General features: G+C 75.0%; 14 protein-coding genes. 6 read left to right on the top strand and 8 right to left on the bottom strand.

Annotated elements, in window-relative coordinates; translation table 11 throughout:
• Nucleotides 1–128: 128 nt before the first annotated feature.
• Entirely contained in the window at nt 129–1,532 is a 1,404-nt protein-coding gene (locus AMK13_RS27960) for an amidase (protein WP_049657344.1), read from the bottom strand.
• A gap of 308 nt (nt 1,533–1,840) precedes the next feature.
• Between AMK13_RS27960 and AMK13_RS27955 the strand changes: the two genes are divergently transcribed.
• The 3 genes from AMK13_RS27955 to AMK13_RS43705 all read left to right on the top strand — a co-directional run bounded on the left by AMK13_RS27955 (nt 1,841) and on the right by AMK13_RS43705 (nt 4,435).
• Complete coding sequence (locus tag AMK13_RS27955; RefSeq protein WP_074004570.1) at nt 1,841–3,190, top strand: cytochrome P450; 1,350 nt, start codon at nt 1,841–1,843, stop codon at nt 3,188–3,190.
• Between the two features lie 95 nt (nt 3,191–3,285).
• Complete coding sequence (locus AMK13_RS43710) at nt 3,286–4,014, top strand: rhomboid-like protein (protein WP_074004569.1); 729 nt, start codon at nt 3,286–3,288, stop codon at nt 4,012–4,014.
• Between the two features lie 10 nt (nt 4,015–4,024).
• Nucleotides 4,025–4,435: a hypothetical protein gene (locus tag AMK13_RS43705; RefSeq protein ID WP_074004568.1), complete on the top strand. Its 411-nt coding sequence runs from the start codon at nt 4,025–4,027 to the stop codon at nt 4,433–4,435.
• 55 nt (nt 4,436–4,490) lie between these two features.
• On the opposite strand, the gene AMK13_RS27940 is transcribed toward AMK13_RS43705, so the two are convergent.
• Both AMK13_RS27940 and AMK13_RS27935 read right to left on the bottom strand, forming a co-directional pair.
• On the bottom strand, nt 4,491–5,072 hold the full coding sequence (locus tag AMK13_RS27940) for a DUF421 domain-containing protein (RefSeq protein WP_049657336.1): 582 nt from the start codon (nt 5,070–5,072) through the stop codon (nt 4,491–4,493).
• Between the two features lie 55 nt (nt 5,073–5,127).
• Nucleotides 5,128–5,955 carry a LysR family substrate-binding domain-containing protein gene (locus AMK13_RS27935; protein ID WP_074004567.1) on the bottom strand — a complete coding sequence of 276 codons (828 nt, stop codon included), beginning with the start codon at nt 5,953–5,955 and terminating at the stop codon, nt 5,128–5,130.
• A 58-nt stretch (nt 5,956–6,013) separates the two neighbouring features.
• Between AMK13_RS27935 and AMK13_RS27930 the strand changes: the two genes are divergently transcribed.
• Together AMK13_RS27930 and AMK13_RS27925 are read left to right on the top strand one after the other, a co-directional pair.
• Entirely contained in the window at nt 6,014–6,442 is a 429-nt protein-coding gene (locus AMK13_RS27930; protein ID WP_049657333.1) for a DUF5997 family protein, read from the top strand.
• A gap of 330 nt (nt 6,443–6,772) precedes the next feature.
• Nucleotides 6,773–8,446 (top strand): DUF885 domain-containing protein, encoded by a 1,674-nt coding sequence (locus AMK13_RS27925; RefSeq protein WP_158077748.1) that lies wholly within the window; start codon nt 6,773–6,775, stop codon nt 8,444–8,446.
• Between the two features lie 42 nt (nt 8,447–8,488).
• On the opposite strand, the gene AMK13_RS27920 is transcribed toward AMK13_RS27925, so the two are convergent.
• From AMK13_RS27920 to ftsH, 3 genes are all read right to left on the bottom strand, one after another.
• Entirely contained in the window at nt 8,489–9,259 is a 771-nt protein-coding gene (locus AMK13_RS27920; protein ID WP_310593214.1) for an SDR family NAD(P)-dependent oxidoreductase, read from the bottom strand.
• Nucleotides 9,260–9,422: 163 nt separating this feature from the next.
• Entirely contained in the window at nt 9,423–10,262 is an 840-nt protein-coding gene (gene nadE / locus AMK13_RS27915; protein WP_074004566.1) for an ammonia-dependent NAD(+) synthetase, read from the bottom strand.
• Between the two features lie 66 nt (nt 10,263–10,328).
• Entirely contained in the window at nt 10,329–12,455 is a 2,127-nt protein-coding gene (ftsH, locus tag AMK13_RS27910) for an ATP-dependent zinc metalloprotease FtsH (protein ID WP_079272531.1), read from the bottom strand.
• 412 nt (nt 12,456–12,867) lie between these two features.
• Here ftsH and AMK13_RS27905 point away from each other — a divergent pair, with 412 nt between their 5' ends.
• Complete coding sequence (locus AMK13_RS27905; RefSeq protein WP_074004565.1) at nt 12,868–13,461, top strand: DUF1707 SHOCT-like domain-containing protein; 594 nt, start codon at nt 12,868–12,870, stop codon at nt 13,459–13,461.
• A 102-nt stretch (nt 13,462–13,563) separates the two neighbouring features.
• Here the strand turns inward: AMK13_RS27905 and AMK13_RS27900 are convergent, their stop codons facing one another.
• Both AMK13_RS27900 and AMK13_RS27895 read right to left on the bottom strand, forming a co-directional pair.
• Nucleotides 13,564–14,289 carry a mycothiol-dependent nitroreductase Rv2466c family protein gene (locus tag AMK13_RS27900; RefSeq protein WP_274538704.1) on the bottom strand — a complete coding sequence of 242 codons (726 nt, stop codon included), beginning with the start codon at nt 14,287–14,289 and terminating at the stop codon, nt 13,564–13,566.
• 154 nt (nt 14,290–14,443) lie between these two features.
• Nucleotides 14,444–16,039, bottom strand: a complete 1,596-nt coding sequence (locus AMK13_RS27895; protein WP_074004564.1) for an alpha/beta hydrolase — start codon at nt 16,037–16,039, stop codon at nt 14,444–14,446.
• Nucleotides 16,040–16,157: the final 118 nt, after the last annotated feature.

Below are 16,157 nucleotides of genomic sequence, written 5' to 3'. Positions count from 1 at the left end.
CCGCCCGGAGCACCGGGGTCCTGAGCAGCGGGGTCCTGAGCAGCGGGGTCCTGAGCAGCGGGGCCCTGGGCGCCGCCACTCCGAACGCCGCCGTCGCCGAACGGCCGACCGGGCCCGGACCGGCCCGCTCAGTCCTGGATCCGCCGCCAGGGCCGGTCCGCCTCCAGCGCGAAGGCCAGCTCCAGCAGCAGCCGCTCCTGCCCGTGCGCCGCCGACAGGTGCACCCCTACCGGCAGCCCGCCGGGCGCGGAGCCCGCCGGCAGGGCGATGCCCGGGCCGCCGGCCACGTTGTTGACCGGGGTGAAGGCCACGTAGCGCGTCAGCCGGTCCATCAGCTCGTCGAAGTCCACGTTCGGGCTCAGGTGCCCGATCGGCGGGGTGGTGTGGGCGAGCACCGGGGAGAGGATCACGTCGTGGGTGCGGAAGATCCGCGCGTACACGCCCTCGGCCCGGCGCAGCCTCCGCAGCACGCCGGGGGTCCGCGGGAACTCGGCCTGGAACCGGCGGCGCAGCCCGGTGGTCAGGCCGTCCAGCCTCCCGGCCCGGAAGCCCGGGTCGATCAGCAGCCGGCCGGTGGCCGCGACGGCCCAGGCGATGTAGCCCCAGTAGCTGACGAAGTCGCGGGAGAACTCCTCGCCGAAGGGCAGTGCGGCGGGCTCGACCAGGTGGCCCATCGCCTCCAGCCGGGCGGCGGTCTCCTCGACCACCCGCCGGGTCGGCCCGTCGGTCCTGGCGGTCGGCGAGTCCACCACCAGGCCGATCCGCAGCCGCCGCTCGCCGGGCCCTTCGACCAGGCCGAGCGGGGGCAGCGCGGGGTTGCTCCGGTGCCGCTCGGCGGCGGCGAGGAAGGCGGCGGTGTCGCGCACCGAGCGGGTCAGCACGCCGTCGGTGACCAGGTCGATCGGCAGTTTGCCGCTCTGGGCGTTGGTGACCAGCCGGCCCCGGGTGGGCTTGAGGCCGACCAGCCCGCAGCAGGCCGCCGGGATGCGGATCGAGCCGCCGCCGTCGTTGGCGTGGGCGATCGGCACCACGCCGGAGGCCACCAGGGCGGCCGCGCCGCCCGAGGAGGCGCCGGCCGAGTGCGAGGGCTTCCACGGGTTGCGCACCGGCTGGGCGGTGGCGAACTCGGTGGAGGCGTTGAGGCCGAACTCGGGCAGCCGGGTCTTGCCGAGGACGGCCAGGCCGGTGGCGAGGAACTGGTCGGTGAAGCGCGCGTTGCGGCGGGCCGGGCGGGCGGGGAAGGCCTCGCTGCCCATCCCGGTCGGCAGGCCGCGCAGGTCCACGTTGTCCTTGAGGTAGGTCGGCACGCCCCAGAGCGGACCGCCGATGCCCTCCCGGCTGATCCGCGGCCTGTCGTACGAAGCGTGGGCGACGGGCAGCAGCGCGCCGTCCACCCGGGCGGCCCGGTCGACGGCCGCGCCGACCAGTTCCCGGGGGTTGACCGTACCGGCCCGGACCAGCGCGGCGAGCGCCACCGCGTCGTGGGCGCCCAGGGCGTCGTCGGCGAACGCGTGGACCCGCTCGTCGGTCATCCGAACTCCCCACTCCCCGCCGGACGTTCCGCCGTCCGACCATCGCACCGGCTGCTCGTACCTGCCCGGTTCTACTGACCGGTAATCTCACTGGGCTCCGAGTGTAGGCCCACCCCGCGCCGCCCTGCGGCCCGGGGCGCCCGCTCACGGGCGGACGAGCCGTCAAGACAGCGAGGGCGCACGATCGTTCGCCCCGCGCCCCCGCGTTCACCCCGTCCGCCGGTCAACGATCGTTTCGCCGCACACCGCCGGGAAAGATCACGTTCGCGATTCGTCCCGGTCCTCCCGCCCCAACCAAGGTGACGCCCGTGCCGACCCCGTTCTTCCCGACCACCCGGTTCACCGCGGCCACCGCCCCCGGCGGCCTCCCGCTGCTCGGCCACGCCCCCGCCCTCCTCCACCACCCCCACGAGTTCGTCGCCGGCCTGCCCGCCCACGGCGACCTCGTCCGGCTGCGCCTCGGCCCGCTCCGCGCGTACGTGGTCTGCCACCCCGAGCTGGTCCGCCGGATGCTCACCGACGACCACACCTTCGACAAGGGCGGGCCCCTCCTCGACAAGGCCCGGGAGGTCTTCGGCAACGGCCTCGCCACCTGCCCCGCCGCCGCCCACCGGCGCCAACGGCGCATGCTCCAGCCCGCGTTCCACCGCGACCGGCTGCCCGGCTACGCCGCGCTGATGATCGAGGAGATCGCCGGCGCCACCGCCCGCTGGCACGATGGCGACGTGATCGACGTCCCCGCCGCGATGTACCGCCTCTCCACCGCCGTCACCGCCCGCTGCCTGTTCGCCGCGCACGAGCGGGCCGGCTCGCTGCCGGTGCACCGGAGCATGGACGTGGTGACCCGCGGCGTCGGCCGGCGGCTGATGCTGCCGCTGCCCGGCACCGACCGCCTCCCCACCCCCGGCAACCGCCGCTTCCGCCGCGCCCAGCAGGACCTGCGGGAGATCACCCGGCGGCTGATCGCCGAGCACCGCGCCACCGGCACCGACCGGCACGACCTGCTCTCCACGCTCCTCGACGCGACGGACGAGGACGGCCGGGGCCTGTCCGACACCGAAGTCCACGAGCAGGTGGTCACCTTCCTGCTGGCCGGCATGGAGACCACCGCCGCCACCCTCTCCTGGGCCTGGACACTGCTCGCCGCCAACCCGGCCGTCCGGACCCGCCTGCACGCCGAGCTCGACACCGTCCTGGACGGCCGGCCCGCCCGCCACGAGGACCTGCCCTCCCTGCCGCTCACCGCCCGGATCGTCAGCGAGACCCTGCGGCTCTACCCGCCGCCGTGGATCCTCAGCCGCACCGCCACCACCGACACCGAGCTCGGCGGCCACCGCGTCCCGGCCGGCGCCACCCTGCTGTACAGCCCGTACCTGCTGCACCGCCGGCCCGACCTGTTCCCCCGCCCCGACCGCTTCGACCCCGACCGCTGGCTCACCACCGCCCGCCCCGCCCCCGGCACCTACGCGCCCTTCGGCCTCGGCGCCCGCCGCTGCATCGGCGACGCCTTCGGCACCACCGAGGCCGTCCTCGCCATCGCCACCATCGCCGCCCGCTGGACCATCGCCCCCACCCCCGGCCGGCCCGTCCGCCCCGTCCGCGGCTCCTCCCTCGTGCCCCGGCCCTTCACCGCGACGCTGACCCGCCGGGTCCGCTGACCGGAGCCCCACCGGGCTTCGGTACTGTCCCGGCAGGGCCGGCCGCACGGGCGCCGGCCGCGGACCACACCGCTCGACCGGGACACCACCAGACCATGAACGCACCCATCCCATCGGGGCTCCTGACCGGGCTGCTCCGCGCCGTCCGGACGTACCCGCGCCGCTCGCCGCTGACCTTCGGCTACGTCCTCCTGCTCCTGCTCGGGAACGTCTGGGTCGGGAACCTGCTCGCCCCGGACCGGGCGGACGCGCTCCGCGACCACATCAGCACCAACCTCGACAACCTCCACGACCACCCGGTCACCGCCCTGTTCGGCAGCGCGCTGCTGTTCGACGGCACCCTCACCGAGATCCTCTCCACCGGCTTCGGCGGCACCCTGATCACCCTCGGCCTCGGCATCGGCTGCTGCCTCGCCTGGACCGAGCGCCGCTTCGGCAGCCCGCGCGCCGCCGCCGTCCTCCTCGGCGGGCACATCGGCGCCACCCTGCTCACCGCCGCGGTGATCGTGTTCGCCCTGCGGCACGGCTGGTACCCGGAGAGCGTGCGCCAGGCCTCGGACTACGGCATCAGCTACGGCGCCCAGACCGTCCTCGCCCTCGCCGTCCTCGCCCTGCCCCGCTGGGCCCGGCTGCCCTGGGCCGCCTTCGTCCTCGCCTGGCCGCTCTCCGGCGACGGCGAATGGCCCGGCCCCCTCCCGCCCTTCACCACCGTCGGCCACCTGCTCTCGGCCGCCCTCGGCTTCGCCCTGGCCGCCGCCGTGGCCCTCACCGCCGCCCGCCGCCGGCGCGCCGAAACCCTTGCCCCGGCGCCGGCCGACCGGTGATCATGCCCGGATGACCAGGAGTGCGAAGACCCCCTTCCACAGCCCCCGCTCCTTCCAGCTCTGGCACTACGGCATCGGCCACAAGGAACTGGTGCTGCGCAGCCAGGCGGGCGGGCAGGAGCCGGAGACCCTCGACATCGTCTTCGAGACGGTGCGGGCGATGAAGCTCCACACCCACTACCCCACGCTGACGATCCGTTCCGCCACCCCCGAGGAGCGCAAGAGCATCCGGGAGTTCTCCGACGGCGGCCCGGGCGAGCTCTCCGGCGTGGGGCACTACTACCTGGTCCTGGAGTCGGAGCGGGACCCGGCCTTCGTGGTGTGCCGCCGGGTCGAGGCCTACGCCCGGCCCGGTGCGGAGGCCGACTACCGCATCACGGCGTCGACCGGGCGCCTGGTCTGGGCCGGCAGCCGGGCCTGAACCCGCGCCCGGGCCCGGCTCTGAGCCTGGACCCGAGCCCGAGCGCGAGCCCGCGTCAGCCCGGCGGGCGCCGGTCGGCGGCGATCGCGGTGAGCAGCCGCTCGATCTCCGCCAGCCGGCGCCGCAGGTCCTCGACGTCGGCGCGGGTGGCGCTCTGCTCGCCGTGCTTGAGGGCCACCAGCAGCTGCCCGTCCGGCTCCAGCCGGGCGCGGGCGACGTCGCCGACCTTGTCGCCGTTCTGGATCCGGATGGCGTGCTCCAGCTCCGACGGGCGCAGCGCCAGGCTGTGCAGCGCGCCCTCGACCAGCTTGCCGTCCTTCACCACGGTGGTGGGCCTGCCCTCCAGAAGCCGGGCGGCCTTCGGGTCGCGGGCGAGCCAGCGGGTGACGCCGGCGTTCACCGCGACCAGCGTGACCGCCCCGATCGCGCCGCCAAGCAGGCTGTTGTCGTTGCCGATGATGGCGTTCTGCACCACGTTGGAGAGCAGGAAGACGACCACCATGTCGAAGGTGTTCAGCCCCGCCAGCCCGCGTTTCCCGGCCAGCCGGAACAGCACCAGGATCAGCACGTAGACGGCGACCGTACGGAGGACCTTCTCCACGATCGGAATCTGGACGGCCATCAGGTCGTGCCACACTGCCCCGCTCCTCCCGCCTCGACTGCAAGCGAACGGGGCAGACGCTACGCCACGGTCACCGCTTGGGCCTGCCGCGCCGGGCCGCCGCGCCCCGCCCGCCGGCCTTGGCACCCCCGGCCTTCGGCGCCCCCGCGCGCTGTCCGCCGGACTTCTGCCCGCCCGCCTTCTGCGCGCCGCCCTTCTGCCCGCCGGACTTCTGCGGCTGCGGCTTGCCCCGGCCGGCCGCCGCCTTCTTCGGCTGCGCCTCGGGCGCCGCCTGCCCGGCCCCGCGCCCGCGCGAGCTGTTGACCGTACGGCCGCGGACGATCCCGATGAACTCCTCCACCAGGTCCGTCGTCCGCTCCTGCGGCCAGGCCAGCGCCACCTGGGACTGCGGCGCCTCCACCACCGGCCGGTAGGTGAGGTCCCGGCGGTGGTGCAGCCGGGCCAGCGACTGCGGCACCAGGAGCACGCCGACGTTCGCCGCGACCAGCTCGATCGCGTCCTCCGTGCTGTCCGGACGCGCGATGGCGGGCCGCCCGGGCAGGGTGTCGGCGGTGAAGCCGAGGGTGTCGTCGAGCGGGTGGAAGACCACCTCCTCGGCCAGGTCGTCCAGCGCGACCTCCTCGGCGGCGGCGAGCCAGTGGTCCTTGGGGAAGACCACGACGGTGGTCTCGCTGTAGAGCGGGATCGCGCTCAGCACGTCCTTGTCGACCGGCAGCCGGACCAGCCCGGCGTCCGCGCCGCCCTCGCGCAGCGTGCGCTCGCCGTCGCCGAACGGTACCGCGAGGAGGTCCAGCGGCACGTCCGGGAGCCGCTCGCTCCAGACCCGGACCCATTTGCCGGGGGTCACACCCGGGACGTACACGAGCCGGAAGGACGGGTTCACCTGCATGTCTGTCACAAGGCAAGGCTACCGACCGTGACCGGGAGCGCCCGCGCACTCCCTTACCCTTGTCACCATGACATCGCTCAAGCAGAAGACCAGCCAGACCATGAAGCCGGCCACCGCGGCCAAGAAGCTGGGGATCTACCTCGACGCGGCGCCGACCGGCTTCCAGGAGGGCGTGGTCTCCCGCGAGGAGCTCAGCGCGCTGCAGGCCGAGCCGCCGCAGTGGCTCCAGGACCTGCGCAAGAACGGCCCGCACCCGCGCCCGGTGGTCGCCGCCAAGCTCGGCATCTCCATCTCCGGCCTGGCCCGCGGCGGCGTGACCGAGGCGCTCACCACCGAGCAGATCGAGGCGGTCAAGGCCGAGAACCCGCTCTGGCTCCAGCACGAGCGCGCCAACCAGGTGGACGTCCGCAAGGAGACCGCCCGGATCAAGGAGAAGCACGAGAAGGAGGCCGCCGCCCAGGCCGCCAAGGAGGGCAAGGCCGCCAAGGCCAGCTGACCCGTCCTCCCCCGCCCGGCACGGCGGCGCCCCGGCGCCGGTTGCCGGGCCCCCGCGCGACGACGGTGCCGGCGTCCGTTCCGACGGACGCCGGCACCGTCGTGTGCGCGGGTCCGTACGCGGGTCCGCGGGTGGGTCCGTACGCGGCTTCGCAGGTGGGTCCGTCCACGGGTCCGTACGCGGGTTCGTGCGTGGCGACCGCCGGCGGGAGGGGACGGAACCCCCGTCCCACCAGCGCGTATTGACCGGGCCGCCGGTCGCTCCGAATAATCGGCGGGACCGGGCACGGCGGTACGCCGCGCCGCGGTACACCGCATCGGGGGAGCGACCGTGATCGAACAGCCTCAGCACACCGGACTCGCCGCACTCGCGGACGAGTTCTTCGACGCCGAGAACACCCACAACCCGTTCGACGCGACCCTCAGCGGGGTCGAGGGCTACGCCCACCTGGTGCCCGACCCGTCCCGCGCGGCCGCGCACCGCCACCGCGAGGCCCTGCTGGGCTTCACCGCCCGGCTGGCCGCGATCCCGCTGGACTCGCTGGCCGGCGAGGACCGGATCACCCACCGGGTGCTCGCCCGGCTGCTCGCCAACGGCATCGGCCAGATCACCCACGGGCTGGCCGAGTTCAGCGTCTCGGCGACCATCGTCGCCCCGCAGAACGAGGCCTTCACCGCGCTCGCCATGACCTCGATCGACCAGGAGGGCGCCGACGCCTACCTGGAACGCCTCGCCGCGCTGCCCGACTACTTCGACGCCGTCCTGCGCCGCACCCTGGACGCCGCCGCCGAGGGCCGCCACCCGCTGCGCAGCGGGGTCGACGCCGCCGTCGCCCAGCTGGAGGCCCACCTGGCGACCGCCCCGGCCGAGGACAAGCTGCTGCGGCCGCTGGCCGGCCGCCCGGAGTCCGAGCGCGCCCTGGCGATCGTGCGCGAAGCCGTCCGCCCCGCGGTGGCCCGCTTCCTGGCCGGGCTGGCCCAGCGGCTGGCCCCGGGCGCCCGGCCGGACGACAAGCCCGGGGTCTGCCACGTGCCGGGCGGCGCCGAGGGCTACGCGGACGCCGTCGCCCGCTTCACCCGGCCCGGGCTCACCCCGGAGGAGGTGCACCGGATCGGTCTGGAGGCCGTCGCGGCGCTGCGCGAGGAGTTCGCCGAGCTGGGCGGCAAGGTGCTGGGCATCACCGACCCGGCCGCCGTGCTGACCGCGCTGCGCGAGGACCGCTCGCTGCGCTTCGGCAGCGCGGCCGAGATCGTCGCCCTGGCGGACGGGGCGCTGGACCGGGCCCGCCGCGCCGCCCCGGACTGGTTCCGCCCGTACCCGATCGCCGACTGCGTGACCAGGGAGATCGACCCGATCGAGGCGGAGACCGCGCCGCTGGCCTACTACCAGCCGCCGGGCCCGGGCGGACTGCCCGGCACCCACTGGATCAACACGCTGCGCCCGGAGACCCGGTTCAGCTACGAGTACGAGGCGATCGCCTTCCACGAGAGCGTTCCCGGCCACCACCTCCAGCTCGCCGTCGCGCAGACCCTGCACCACCTGCCGCGGTTCCGGCGGAACCCGAGCGGCCAGCTGACCGCCCACGTCGAGGGCTGGGGCCTGTACACCGAGCGGCTCGCGGACGAGATGGGGCTGTACGGCTCGGAGCTGTCCCGGTTCGGGATGCTCTCGCTGGACGCGATGCGGGCGGTCCGGCTGGTGGTGGACACCGGGATGCACCACTACGGCTGGTCCCGGGAGCGGGCGAAGGCCTACATGCGGGCCAACACCGCGACCCCCGAGGCCAACGTCCGCAACGAGATCGACCGCTACATCGCCTGGCCGGGCCAGGCCACCGCCTACCTGATCGGCCGCCGGGAGATCGTGCGGCACCGCGAGCGGGCCGAGGCGGCGCTCGGCGCCCGGTTCGACGTCCGGGAGTTCCACCACCGGCTGATCGGGCACGGCAGCCTGCCGCTGGGGGTGCTGGAGGAGCTGGTGACGGACTGGATCGCGGAGCAGTAGGCCGGCGGTCCTCCGACCCGGGGAGCGGTCACTCGACCGGGCTCAACGGCCCAGCACCGCACCGCCGTTGAGCCCGATCACCTGACCGGTCAGGTACCCGGCGGCCGGCGAGGCCAGGTAGGCGACCGCCTCGGCCACGTCGGCCGGGGTGCCCGCCCGGCCGACCAGGGTGTCGGCCACCTTCCGCGCGTGGAACTCCTCGCTCCAGCCTGCCCCGAAGATCTCGGTGGACTCGACGTACCCGGGCGCGAGCACGTTCACCGTGATCCCGTCCGGCCCCAACTGCCGCGCCAGGCCGAAGGCCCAGCCGTGCAGCGCGGCCTTGGCCGCGGCGTACGAGCCCGCCGAGTGCGGGCCCGCGCCGCCGCGCTGGGCCGCGGCCGAACTGATCACCACCAGCCGGCCGCCGGGCCGCCGCAGCGCGTCCTGGAGCGCGGTGGTCAGCAGCACGGCGGTGAGCAGATTGCCGTCCAGGTCCCGCCGCCAGGCGGCGGCCAGCGCGGCCAGACCGTCATCGGCGGGCGGGGTGACGATCGCGCCCGCGTTGTTCACCAGCACGTCCACCGGCCCGAGCGCGGCGATCCGGGCCGCCGCCGCCTCGACCGCCGCCGGGTCGGTCAGATCGGCCGCCACCGGCACGACGCGCCCCGGTCCGGCGGTCCGCTCGATCTCCTCCCGGGCCTGCTCCAGCACCGCCGCCCGGCGGCCGAGGACCACCACCCGGTGCCCGTCCCGGACCAGCCGCGCCGCGATCGCCCGGCCGATCCCGGTCCCGCCGCCGGACACCACCGCGAGCCGCTCCACCGTCGTCACTCCGCCCCCCTCGGGCTTCGGCCCGTACGCGCCGGGCGATGTTCGGCAGCCCCACGGTCACCTGGCGGTACCGGGGGCCTGGTCGTCCACGTCATGATCAGACCGCCGAGGGCCTTCGCCCCCTCGGCCCCCTCGGCCCCGGCGGCGCGCTCGTCCGGACCGGTCAGACCACCGGCGGGACGACCGGCAGGTTGCGCTTGTGCTCGGTGCGGCGGTAGTGGCCGAGGACGGTGCGGAAGACCTCCTCGCTGACCGGCATGCCCTCCAGGAAGTCGTCCAGGGCGTCGTAGCTGACGCCGAGGGCGTCCTCGTCGGGGCGGCCGGGGGCGAGGTCCTCCAGGTCGGCGGTCGGGATCTTCTTGACCAGCTCGGCGGGCGCGCCCAGCGCCTCGGCGACCGCCCGCACCTGGCGCTTGGTGAGGCCGGACAGCGGCATCACGTCGGCCGCGCCGTCCCCGAACTTGGTGAAGAAGCCGACCGCGGCCTCGGCCGCGTGGTCGGTGCCGACGACCAGCCCGCCCTTGGCGCCCGCCGCCGCGTACTGGACCACCATCCGCTGGCGGGCCTTGACGTTGCCGCCGACGAAGTCCTCGTGGCCGTGGTCGCCGTAGGTCAGGCCGGCCGCCTTCAGGGCGGCGAGCGCGCCGTCGGTGGCGGGCTTGACGTCGACGGTCAGCACCTCGTCGGCGCGGATGAAGCCGAGCGCGAGCTGGGCGTCCGCCTCGTCCGCCTGGACGCCGTACGGCAGCCGCATGGCGGTGAAGGTCACCTGGTGCCCCTCGGCCCGCAGCCGCTCGACGGCGAGCTGGCACAGGCGCCCGGCGGTGGTGGAGTCGACGCCGCCGCTGATGCCGAGCACCAGGCTGCGCGCGCCGGTGGCCCGCACCTGGCCGACCAGGAACTCCACCCGCCGCTCGGACTCCTTCGCGGGGTCCGGCACGGGGACGACCCCGAGGGCACGGGCGATCTCCCGCTGGACGTCGGCGGGCAGGGGCTCGGTCATTCCGACTCCTCGGGACGGTGGGTACGTGACGCGATCACGAGGATACGACCACCCACGACGCGGCCGTCACGGGCGGGGGGCCTCCCCCGGTTCCGCCTGCGCGTCCGTGTCCGCCGGTGCCGCCTGCGCGTCCGTGTCCGCCGGTGCCGGCCGCGCGTCCGCCGCCGCCGCTCCTTCGGGCCCGTCCGGCTTCCGCAGCGAGACCGGCCGCTCCGGCCCCGGCGCCGGGTGCGACAGGATGTCGAGCACCACCCGGCCGTCCACCGTCTCCTGGGCGACCAGCAGCGCCGCCAGCTCGTCCAGGTGGTGCCGGTGGTCGGTGAGCAGGGCGACGGCCCGCCGCTCGGCGCCGCGCAGCAGGCGGGCCACCGCCTCGTCCACCGCGCGCTGGGTCTGCTCGGAGTACGGGCGGCGCAGCAGGTCCTCGGGGTTGTCGCCGAGGTAGTGCGGGGTGCCGCTGGAGTAGCCGACCGGGCCGAGTTCCGGGGAGAGGCCGAACTCGCGGACCATCCGGGTGGCGACCGAGGTGGCGTTGGCGAGGTCGTTCGCGGCGCCGGTGGAGCCCTCGCCGAAGACCACCAGCTCCGCCGCCCGGCCGCCGAGCTGGACGGTGATCAGGTCGACCAGGTAGGCCTCGCTGTACAAGTGCCGTTCGGCCTCGGGCAGCTGCTCGGTGGCGCCCAGGGCGACGCCGGCCGGGAGGATCGTCACCTTGGCGACCGGGTCGGCGTGCTCGCACAGCGCGGCGACCAGCGCGTGTCCGGACTCGTGCACCGCGACGGCGTGCCGCTCGTCGGGCAGCAGCGCGTTGGAGGACTCCCGGCGGCCGAGCAGCACCCGGTCGCGGGCGGTGTCGAGGTCGTCGGCGGTGAGGGTGGCCCGGTCGGCGCGCACGGCGTTGATGGCGGCCTCGTTGACCAGGTTGGCGAGGTCGGCACCGGAGAAGCCGGGGGTGCCGCGGGCGAGCCGCCCGAGGTCGACGTCCGGGGCCAGGGTCTTGCCGCGGGCGTGCACGGCGAGGATGGCGGCCCGCTCGGCCTGGTTGGGCAGCGGGACGGTGACCTGCCGGTCGAAGCGGCCGGGGCGCAGCAGGGCCGGGTCGAGGGCGTCCGGGCGGTTGGTGGCGGCGATGACGACGATGCCGGTGCTCTGGTCGAAGCCGTCCATCTCGGCGAGCAGCTGGTTCAGGGTCTGCTCGCGCTCGTCGTTGCCGCCGAGCCGGGTGCCGCCCGCCCGGCGACCGCCGACGGCGTCGATCTCGTCGATGAAGATGATCGACGGCGCGCGCTTGCGGGCCTCGTCGAAGAGGTCGCGGACCCGGGAGGCGCCGACGCCGACGAACATCTCCACGAAGCCGGAGCCGGTCACCGAGAGGAAGGGCACCGAGGCCTCGCCGGCGACCGCCCGGGCGAGCAGGGTCTTGCCGGTGCCGGGCGGCCCGACCATGATCACCCCGCGCGGCCCCTTGGCCCCGGCGGCGGCGTACCGCTCCGGGCTTCGCAGGAAGTCGACCACCTCGCTGACCTCCTGCTTCACCCCCTCGTACCCCGCCACGTCGGCGAACCCGGTGTCCGGCCGCTCCGCCTCGATGATCTTGGCCCGGGACCGTCCGATGGCACTCAGACCGCCGCCCAGCGAACGGGCGGCCATCCGGCCGGACCAGAGGAAGAGCCCGCCGAAGATCAGCAGCGGCAGGAACAGCAGCAGGGAGGACCAGATCGAGCCGCCGCCGCTGCTCCGGCTGCCGGTGACGGTCACGTGGTGGTCGGAGAGCGCGCTGCTGAGCTGGGAGGTGTCCAGGGCGGTCGGGATCTGGCTGGTGAAGCGGGTGCCGTCCTTGAGCGTGCCGCTCACCGCGCCGGTGTCGCTGACGTCCACGGTCTGCACCTGGCCGGCGTCGACCCGGTTCACGAAGTCGGTGTAGCCGTAGCGGGTGCCGGGCTTGCCGGGGTTGGAGAAGAGCACCAGCAGGAGCAGCGTCACCAGTACGGCGACGGGCAGCAGCCAGCGGCGCCACGAGGGCGGCGGGGGCTTGGCCGGGCCGCCGGGGCCGGGGCGCTGGTTCCGGCCCGGGTCGGGGCCCGGGCCCGGGCCCCGTGGTTGGCCCCAGCCCTGCCTCGGGCCGGGGTCGGGGCCGGAGCCCGGCGGGGTCGTGGGGTGACGGGCGGCGCGCAGCCGGATTCGTGCGATCATCCACGCTCACCGCCTCTCGGGGGGGCCGGACAGCCTCCGTCCCTCCATGGTCGGACTCTCCGCGCCCGGACGGGAGCCTGAAGGGGGTGGCAGCGGTCCACTCGGGGGAGAACGACCCGCTCGGCGCCACGGCCCGCGGCGCCGGATCGGACACGGGAGGCGGGCACGGCGTCGGACACGGGAGGCGGACTCGGGCAGGCCGAAGGCCGGTCCGGTACGTGGGGTCGGGCCGTCGCGAACGGTTTGCGGAAGCCTGCCGGGCGCTTCCAGCGCACCCGGCGAAGCCCGTCGTCCGGCCGCTCCCTCGGCTGCCCCTCCGACCGCTCCTCCGGGTGCGCTCAAGGATCCTCGGGCCGTGCGGAGTTGGCGATCGAGCCGCCCACCAGAACGATTCGCGACCTAGAGTAGCCGCATGGTCAACGAGGAACTGCCAGCGCCGCACAAGACGCCCGGGGCCGCCGTGGAACCCCGGGCCGGGGACAGCGACCGGGAGGCGGTGGCCGAGCAGTTGCGGATCGCCGCCGGCGACGGCCGCATCGACCTCGGGGAATTGGAGGAGCGGCTCGACCGCACCTACGCCGCGCGGACGTACGGCGAACTCGACGTCCTGGTGGCCGACCTCGGCGGCCGGCTGGAGGCCCGGGAGGCGTCCGCGGCGGAGGAGGTCCTCACGCTCCGGCCCCGGATGAACAACATGGTGCAGAGCGGCCGCTGGTCCGTGCCCCGTCGGATCGTCGCGGAGACCAAGATCTCGCTGCTCACGGTCGACTTCACCGAGGCCGTGTGCCCCCACCGGGAGATCATGGTCGAGGCATCGACCGGCATGGGCCACATCCGGCTGATCGTCCCGCGCGGCTGGGGCGTACGGATCGACCCGTCGAGCACCAACACCGGAAACATCGTCAACAAGGCGGCCGAGCAGGCGGAGCCGGGCGCCCCGGTGCTGACCGTGATCGGCCACCCCCGGTCGGGGCCGATCAGGATCAAGCAGCGCCGCCGGGGCTGACGGGCCGCAGGCCGGGCCCGCGGCAGTCCTCCGTGCGGGCCCGCCCGAGGCGGGCTCGGCGAGGGCTCAGTGCGGGCTCGGCCCGGCCTCCGCCGGGGCGGGTCAGGAGAAGTCGAGCGCGTCCGTCCGGGTCCGCTTGAGCTCGAAGAACTTCGGGTACCCGGCCAGCAGCCGCACACCGTCGAAGACCCGTACGGCGTCCTCGCCGCGCGGGATGGCGCTCAGCACCGGACCGAAGAAGGCGACGCCGTCCACGTGGATGGTCGGCGTCCCGACCTCCTCGCCGACCGGGTCCATGCCCTCGTGGTGGCTCTTGCGCAGGGCCTCGTCGTACTCCGTGCTGTTCGCCGCCTCGGCCAGCTCCTCCGGCAGGCCCGCCGCCGCCAGCGCCTCCCGGATGACGGCGTCGTCGGCGGCCCTGTCCTGGTCGTGCAGCCGGGTGCCGAGCTCGGTGTACAGCTCGCGCAGCACCTGCGGGCCGTGCTGCTCGGCGGCGGCGATGCAGACCCGCACGGGGCCCCAGCCGGTGGTCATCAGGCGCTGGTAGCGCTCGGGCAGGTCGGTGCGGCCCTCGTTGAGGACGGACAGGCTCATCACCCGGAAGTTCAGGTCGAGTTCGCGCTGCTTCTCGACCTCCAGGATCCACCGGGAGGTTATCCAGGCGAAGGGGCAGACGGGGTCGAAGTAGAAGTCGACCTTGACGGTGTCGTTCCTGACGGTGTCGTCGCCGGCCCGGTGGCCGTTGCCGGGGTGCCGGTCGGGAAGCCGGGCGGCGAGCTGGTCGAGGTGGTGCTGGGCGGGCGCGGTGTTCGTCACGTCGTTGGTCACGCTGAGAAGACTAGTGACAGAGTGGCCCACTCTCCAGGGCCAATCGATGGCCGTTCCAGTGGGCCACTTTCACTCCCGGCCGTCCGTCCCCGCACGCCCTACGCGCCCGGCACGGCCCGCACACCCTGCACGCCCCGCACGCCCCGCCGACCGCTCAGCCGCAGGTCGTCCCGTCCGCCGGCACCGTCCCGTCCAGCAGGTAGGCGTCCACGGTCTGCTTCAGGCACGGGTTGCCGGTGTTGTAGCCGCCGTGCCCCTCGCCCTGCAGCGTTACGGTGACGCCGACGCCCGCGCCGAGCTGCTGCGCCATCGTACGGGCGCCCTCCACCGGGGTGGCCGGATCGCCGGTGGTGCCGACCACCAGGATCGGGGCGGCCCCCGGCGCGGACACCTCCGGATGGGCGGCCTTGCCGGGGACGGGCCAACCGGTGCAGGCGGTCAGTCCCCAGGCGGTGTAGGACCCGAACACCGGGGAGGCGGCCTGGAACTGCGGCAGCTGCTGCTGCACGTCCTGGTCCGAGTAGCGCTGCCGGGCGTCCACGCAACTGATCGCCCGGTTCGCGGCGTTCAGGTTGCTGTAGTGCCCCTGCGCGTCGCGCCCGTTCAGCGCGTCGGAGAGCTGGAGCAGCGTGTCGCCGGTCCCCTGGTCCATCGCCTGGGTGAGCCCGGCGGCCAGCACGGGCCAGGTCTCCTGGCTGTACAGGGCGCCCGCGATGCCGGTGATCGCCAGGCTCTCGGTGAGCTGCCGCCCCTGGGTGGTCGGCAGCGGCGACTGCGCCAGCTTCTGCACCAGGGCGGTGACCTTCGCGGTGCCCTCGTCGCCGCCCGCGCCGGTCGGGCAGGCGGCCCCGACCTGGGCGGCGCAGGCCTTCATGAAGTCGTCGAGGGCGAGTTGGAAGCCCTGGGCCTGGCCGAGCGCGGCCTGCTGCGGGTCCTTGGTGGGGTCGACCACCGAGTCCAGCACCATCCGGCCGACCTGCTGCGGGAACAAGTGCGCGTAGACGCCGCCGAGCTGGGTGCCGTAGCTGATGCCGAAGTAGGAGAGCTTCGGGTCGCCCAGCACCTGCCGCATCAGGTCCATGTCGCGCGCGGCGCTCTCGGTGTCCACGTACGGCAGCACCGCGCCGGAGTTGTGCTCGCAGGCGGCGACGAAGCGGGCGTTGCCGTCGTCCAGGGCCTTCACCGCGTCGGGGGTGTCGGGGGTGCTGTCGGCGGCGGTGGCGGCGTCCATCGCCCGGTCGTCCAGGCACGTCACCCCGTCGCTGGCGCCGACCCCGCGCGGGTCGAAACTCACCAGGTCGTAGCGGGAGTTGAGGGAGGAGTAGGTCGCGGCCAGGGCCGGCAGGGTGGCCACGCCGGAGGCGCCGGGGCCGCCGAAGTTGAACAGCAGCGAGCCGATCCGGTGCTGCTCGTCCTTGGCCCGGCTGCGGATCAGCGCGAGGCCGATCGTCGTGCCGTCCGGTTTGCCGTGGTCCAGCGGGGTCTTGAGGGTGGCGCACTGCCAGTCGGCGGCGGGCGCGGTGCCGTCGCCCTGGGCGCCGGTGGGGGCGGGGCAGGCGTGCCAGTCCAGCTGTTGGGCGGCCAGTCCGGTGGCGGTGCCGGTGGCTGCCGCCGTCCCGGTGGTCGGGGAGGTCGGGGAGGTCGGCGCGGGCTCGGCGGCGGAGGAGCCGTCGCCCTGGCAGCCGGTGGCCGCGGTGAGCAGCAGGACGGTCAGGCCGAGCGCTCCGGCGCCGCGGACGACGGTGTGCATGGGGCGAGTCCACCTCTCGGTCGGCCGGGCACCCCGGCGCGCGGTCTCGGGCCTGCCGGACACCCCGGCGCACGGCGGGAGGGCTCACGGCGGGACGGCCGACGCCTGGCGGGCCTGC

The sequence above is a fragment of the Streptomyces sp. CB02056 genome (genome assembly GCF_001905545.1).
Lineage (GTDB): Bacteria > Actinomycetota > Actinomycetes > Streptomycetales > Streptomycetaceae > Kitasatospora.
This window is presented reverse-complemented; position numbering and strand designations above follow the sequence as displayed.

What these genes read in the sequence shown, in the direction of transcription:
- AMK13_RS43705 (WP_074004568.1), top strand. Translation starts at nt 4,025, where the DNA reads ATGACCAGGAGTGCGAAGACCCCCTTCCACAGCCCCCGCTCCTTCCAG.
- AMK13_RS43710 (WP_074004569.1), top strand. Translation starts at nt 3,286, where the DNA reads ATGAACGCACCCATCCCATCGGGGCTCCTGACCGGGCTGCTCCGCGCC.
- AMK13_RS27895 (WP_074004564.1), bottom strand. Translation starts at nt 16,039, where the DNA reads ATGCACACCGTCGTCCGCGGCGCCGGAGCGCTCGGCCTGACCGTCCTG.
- nadE (WP_074004566.1), bottom strand. Translation starts at nt 10,262, where the DNA reads ATGACCGAGCCCCTGCCCGCCGACGTCCAGCGGGAGATCGCCCGTGCC.
- ftsH (WP_079272531.1), bottom strand. Translation starts at nt 12,455, where the DNA reads ATGATCGCACGAATCCGGCTGCGCGCCGCCCGTCACCCCACGACCCCG.
- AMK13_RS27905 (WP_074004565.1), top strand. Translation starts at nt 12,868, where the DNA reads ATGGTCAACGAGGAACTGCCAGCGCCGCACAAGACGCCCGGGGCCGCC.
- AMK13_RS27930 (WP_049657333.1), top strand. Translation starts at nt 6,014, where the DNA reads ATGACATCGCTCAAGCAGAAGACCAGCCAGACCATGAAGCCGGCCACC.
- AMK13_RS27960 (WP_049657344.1), bottom strand. Translation starts at nt 1,532, where the DNA reads ATGACCGACGAGCGGGTCCACGCGTTCGCCGACGACGCCCTGGGCGCC.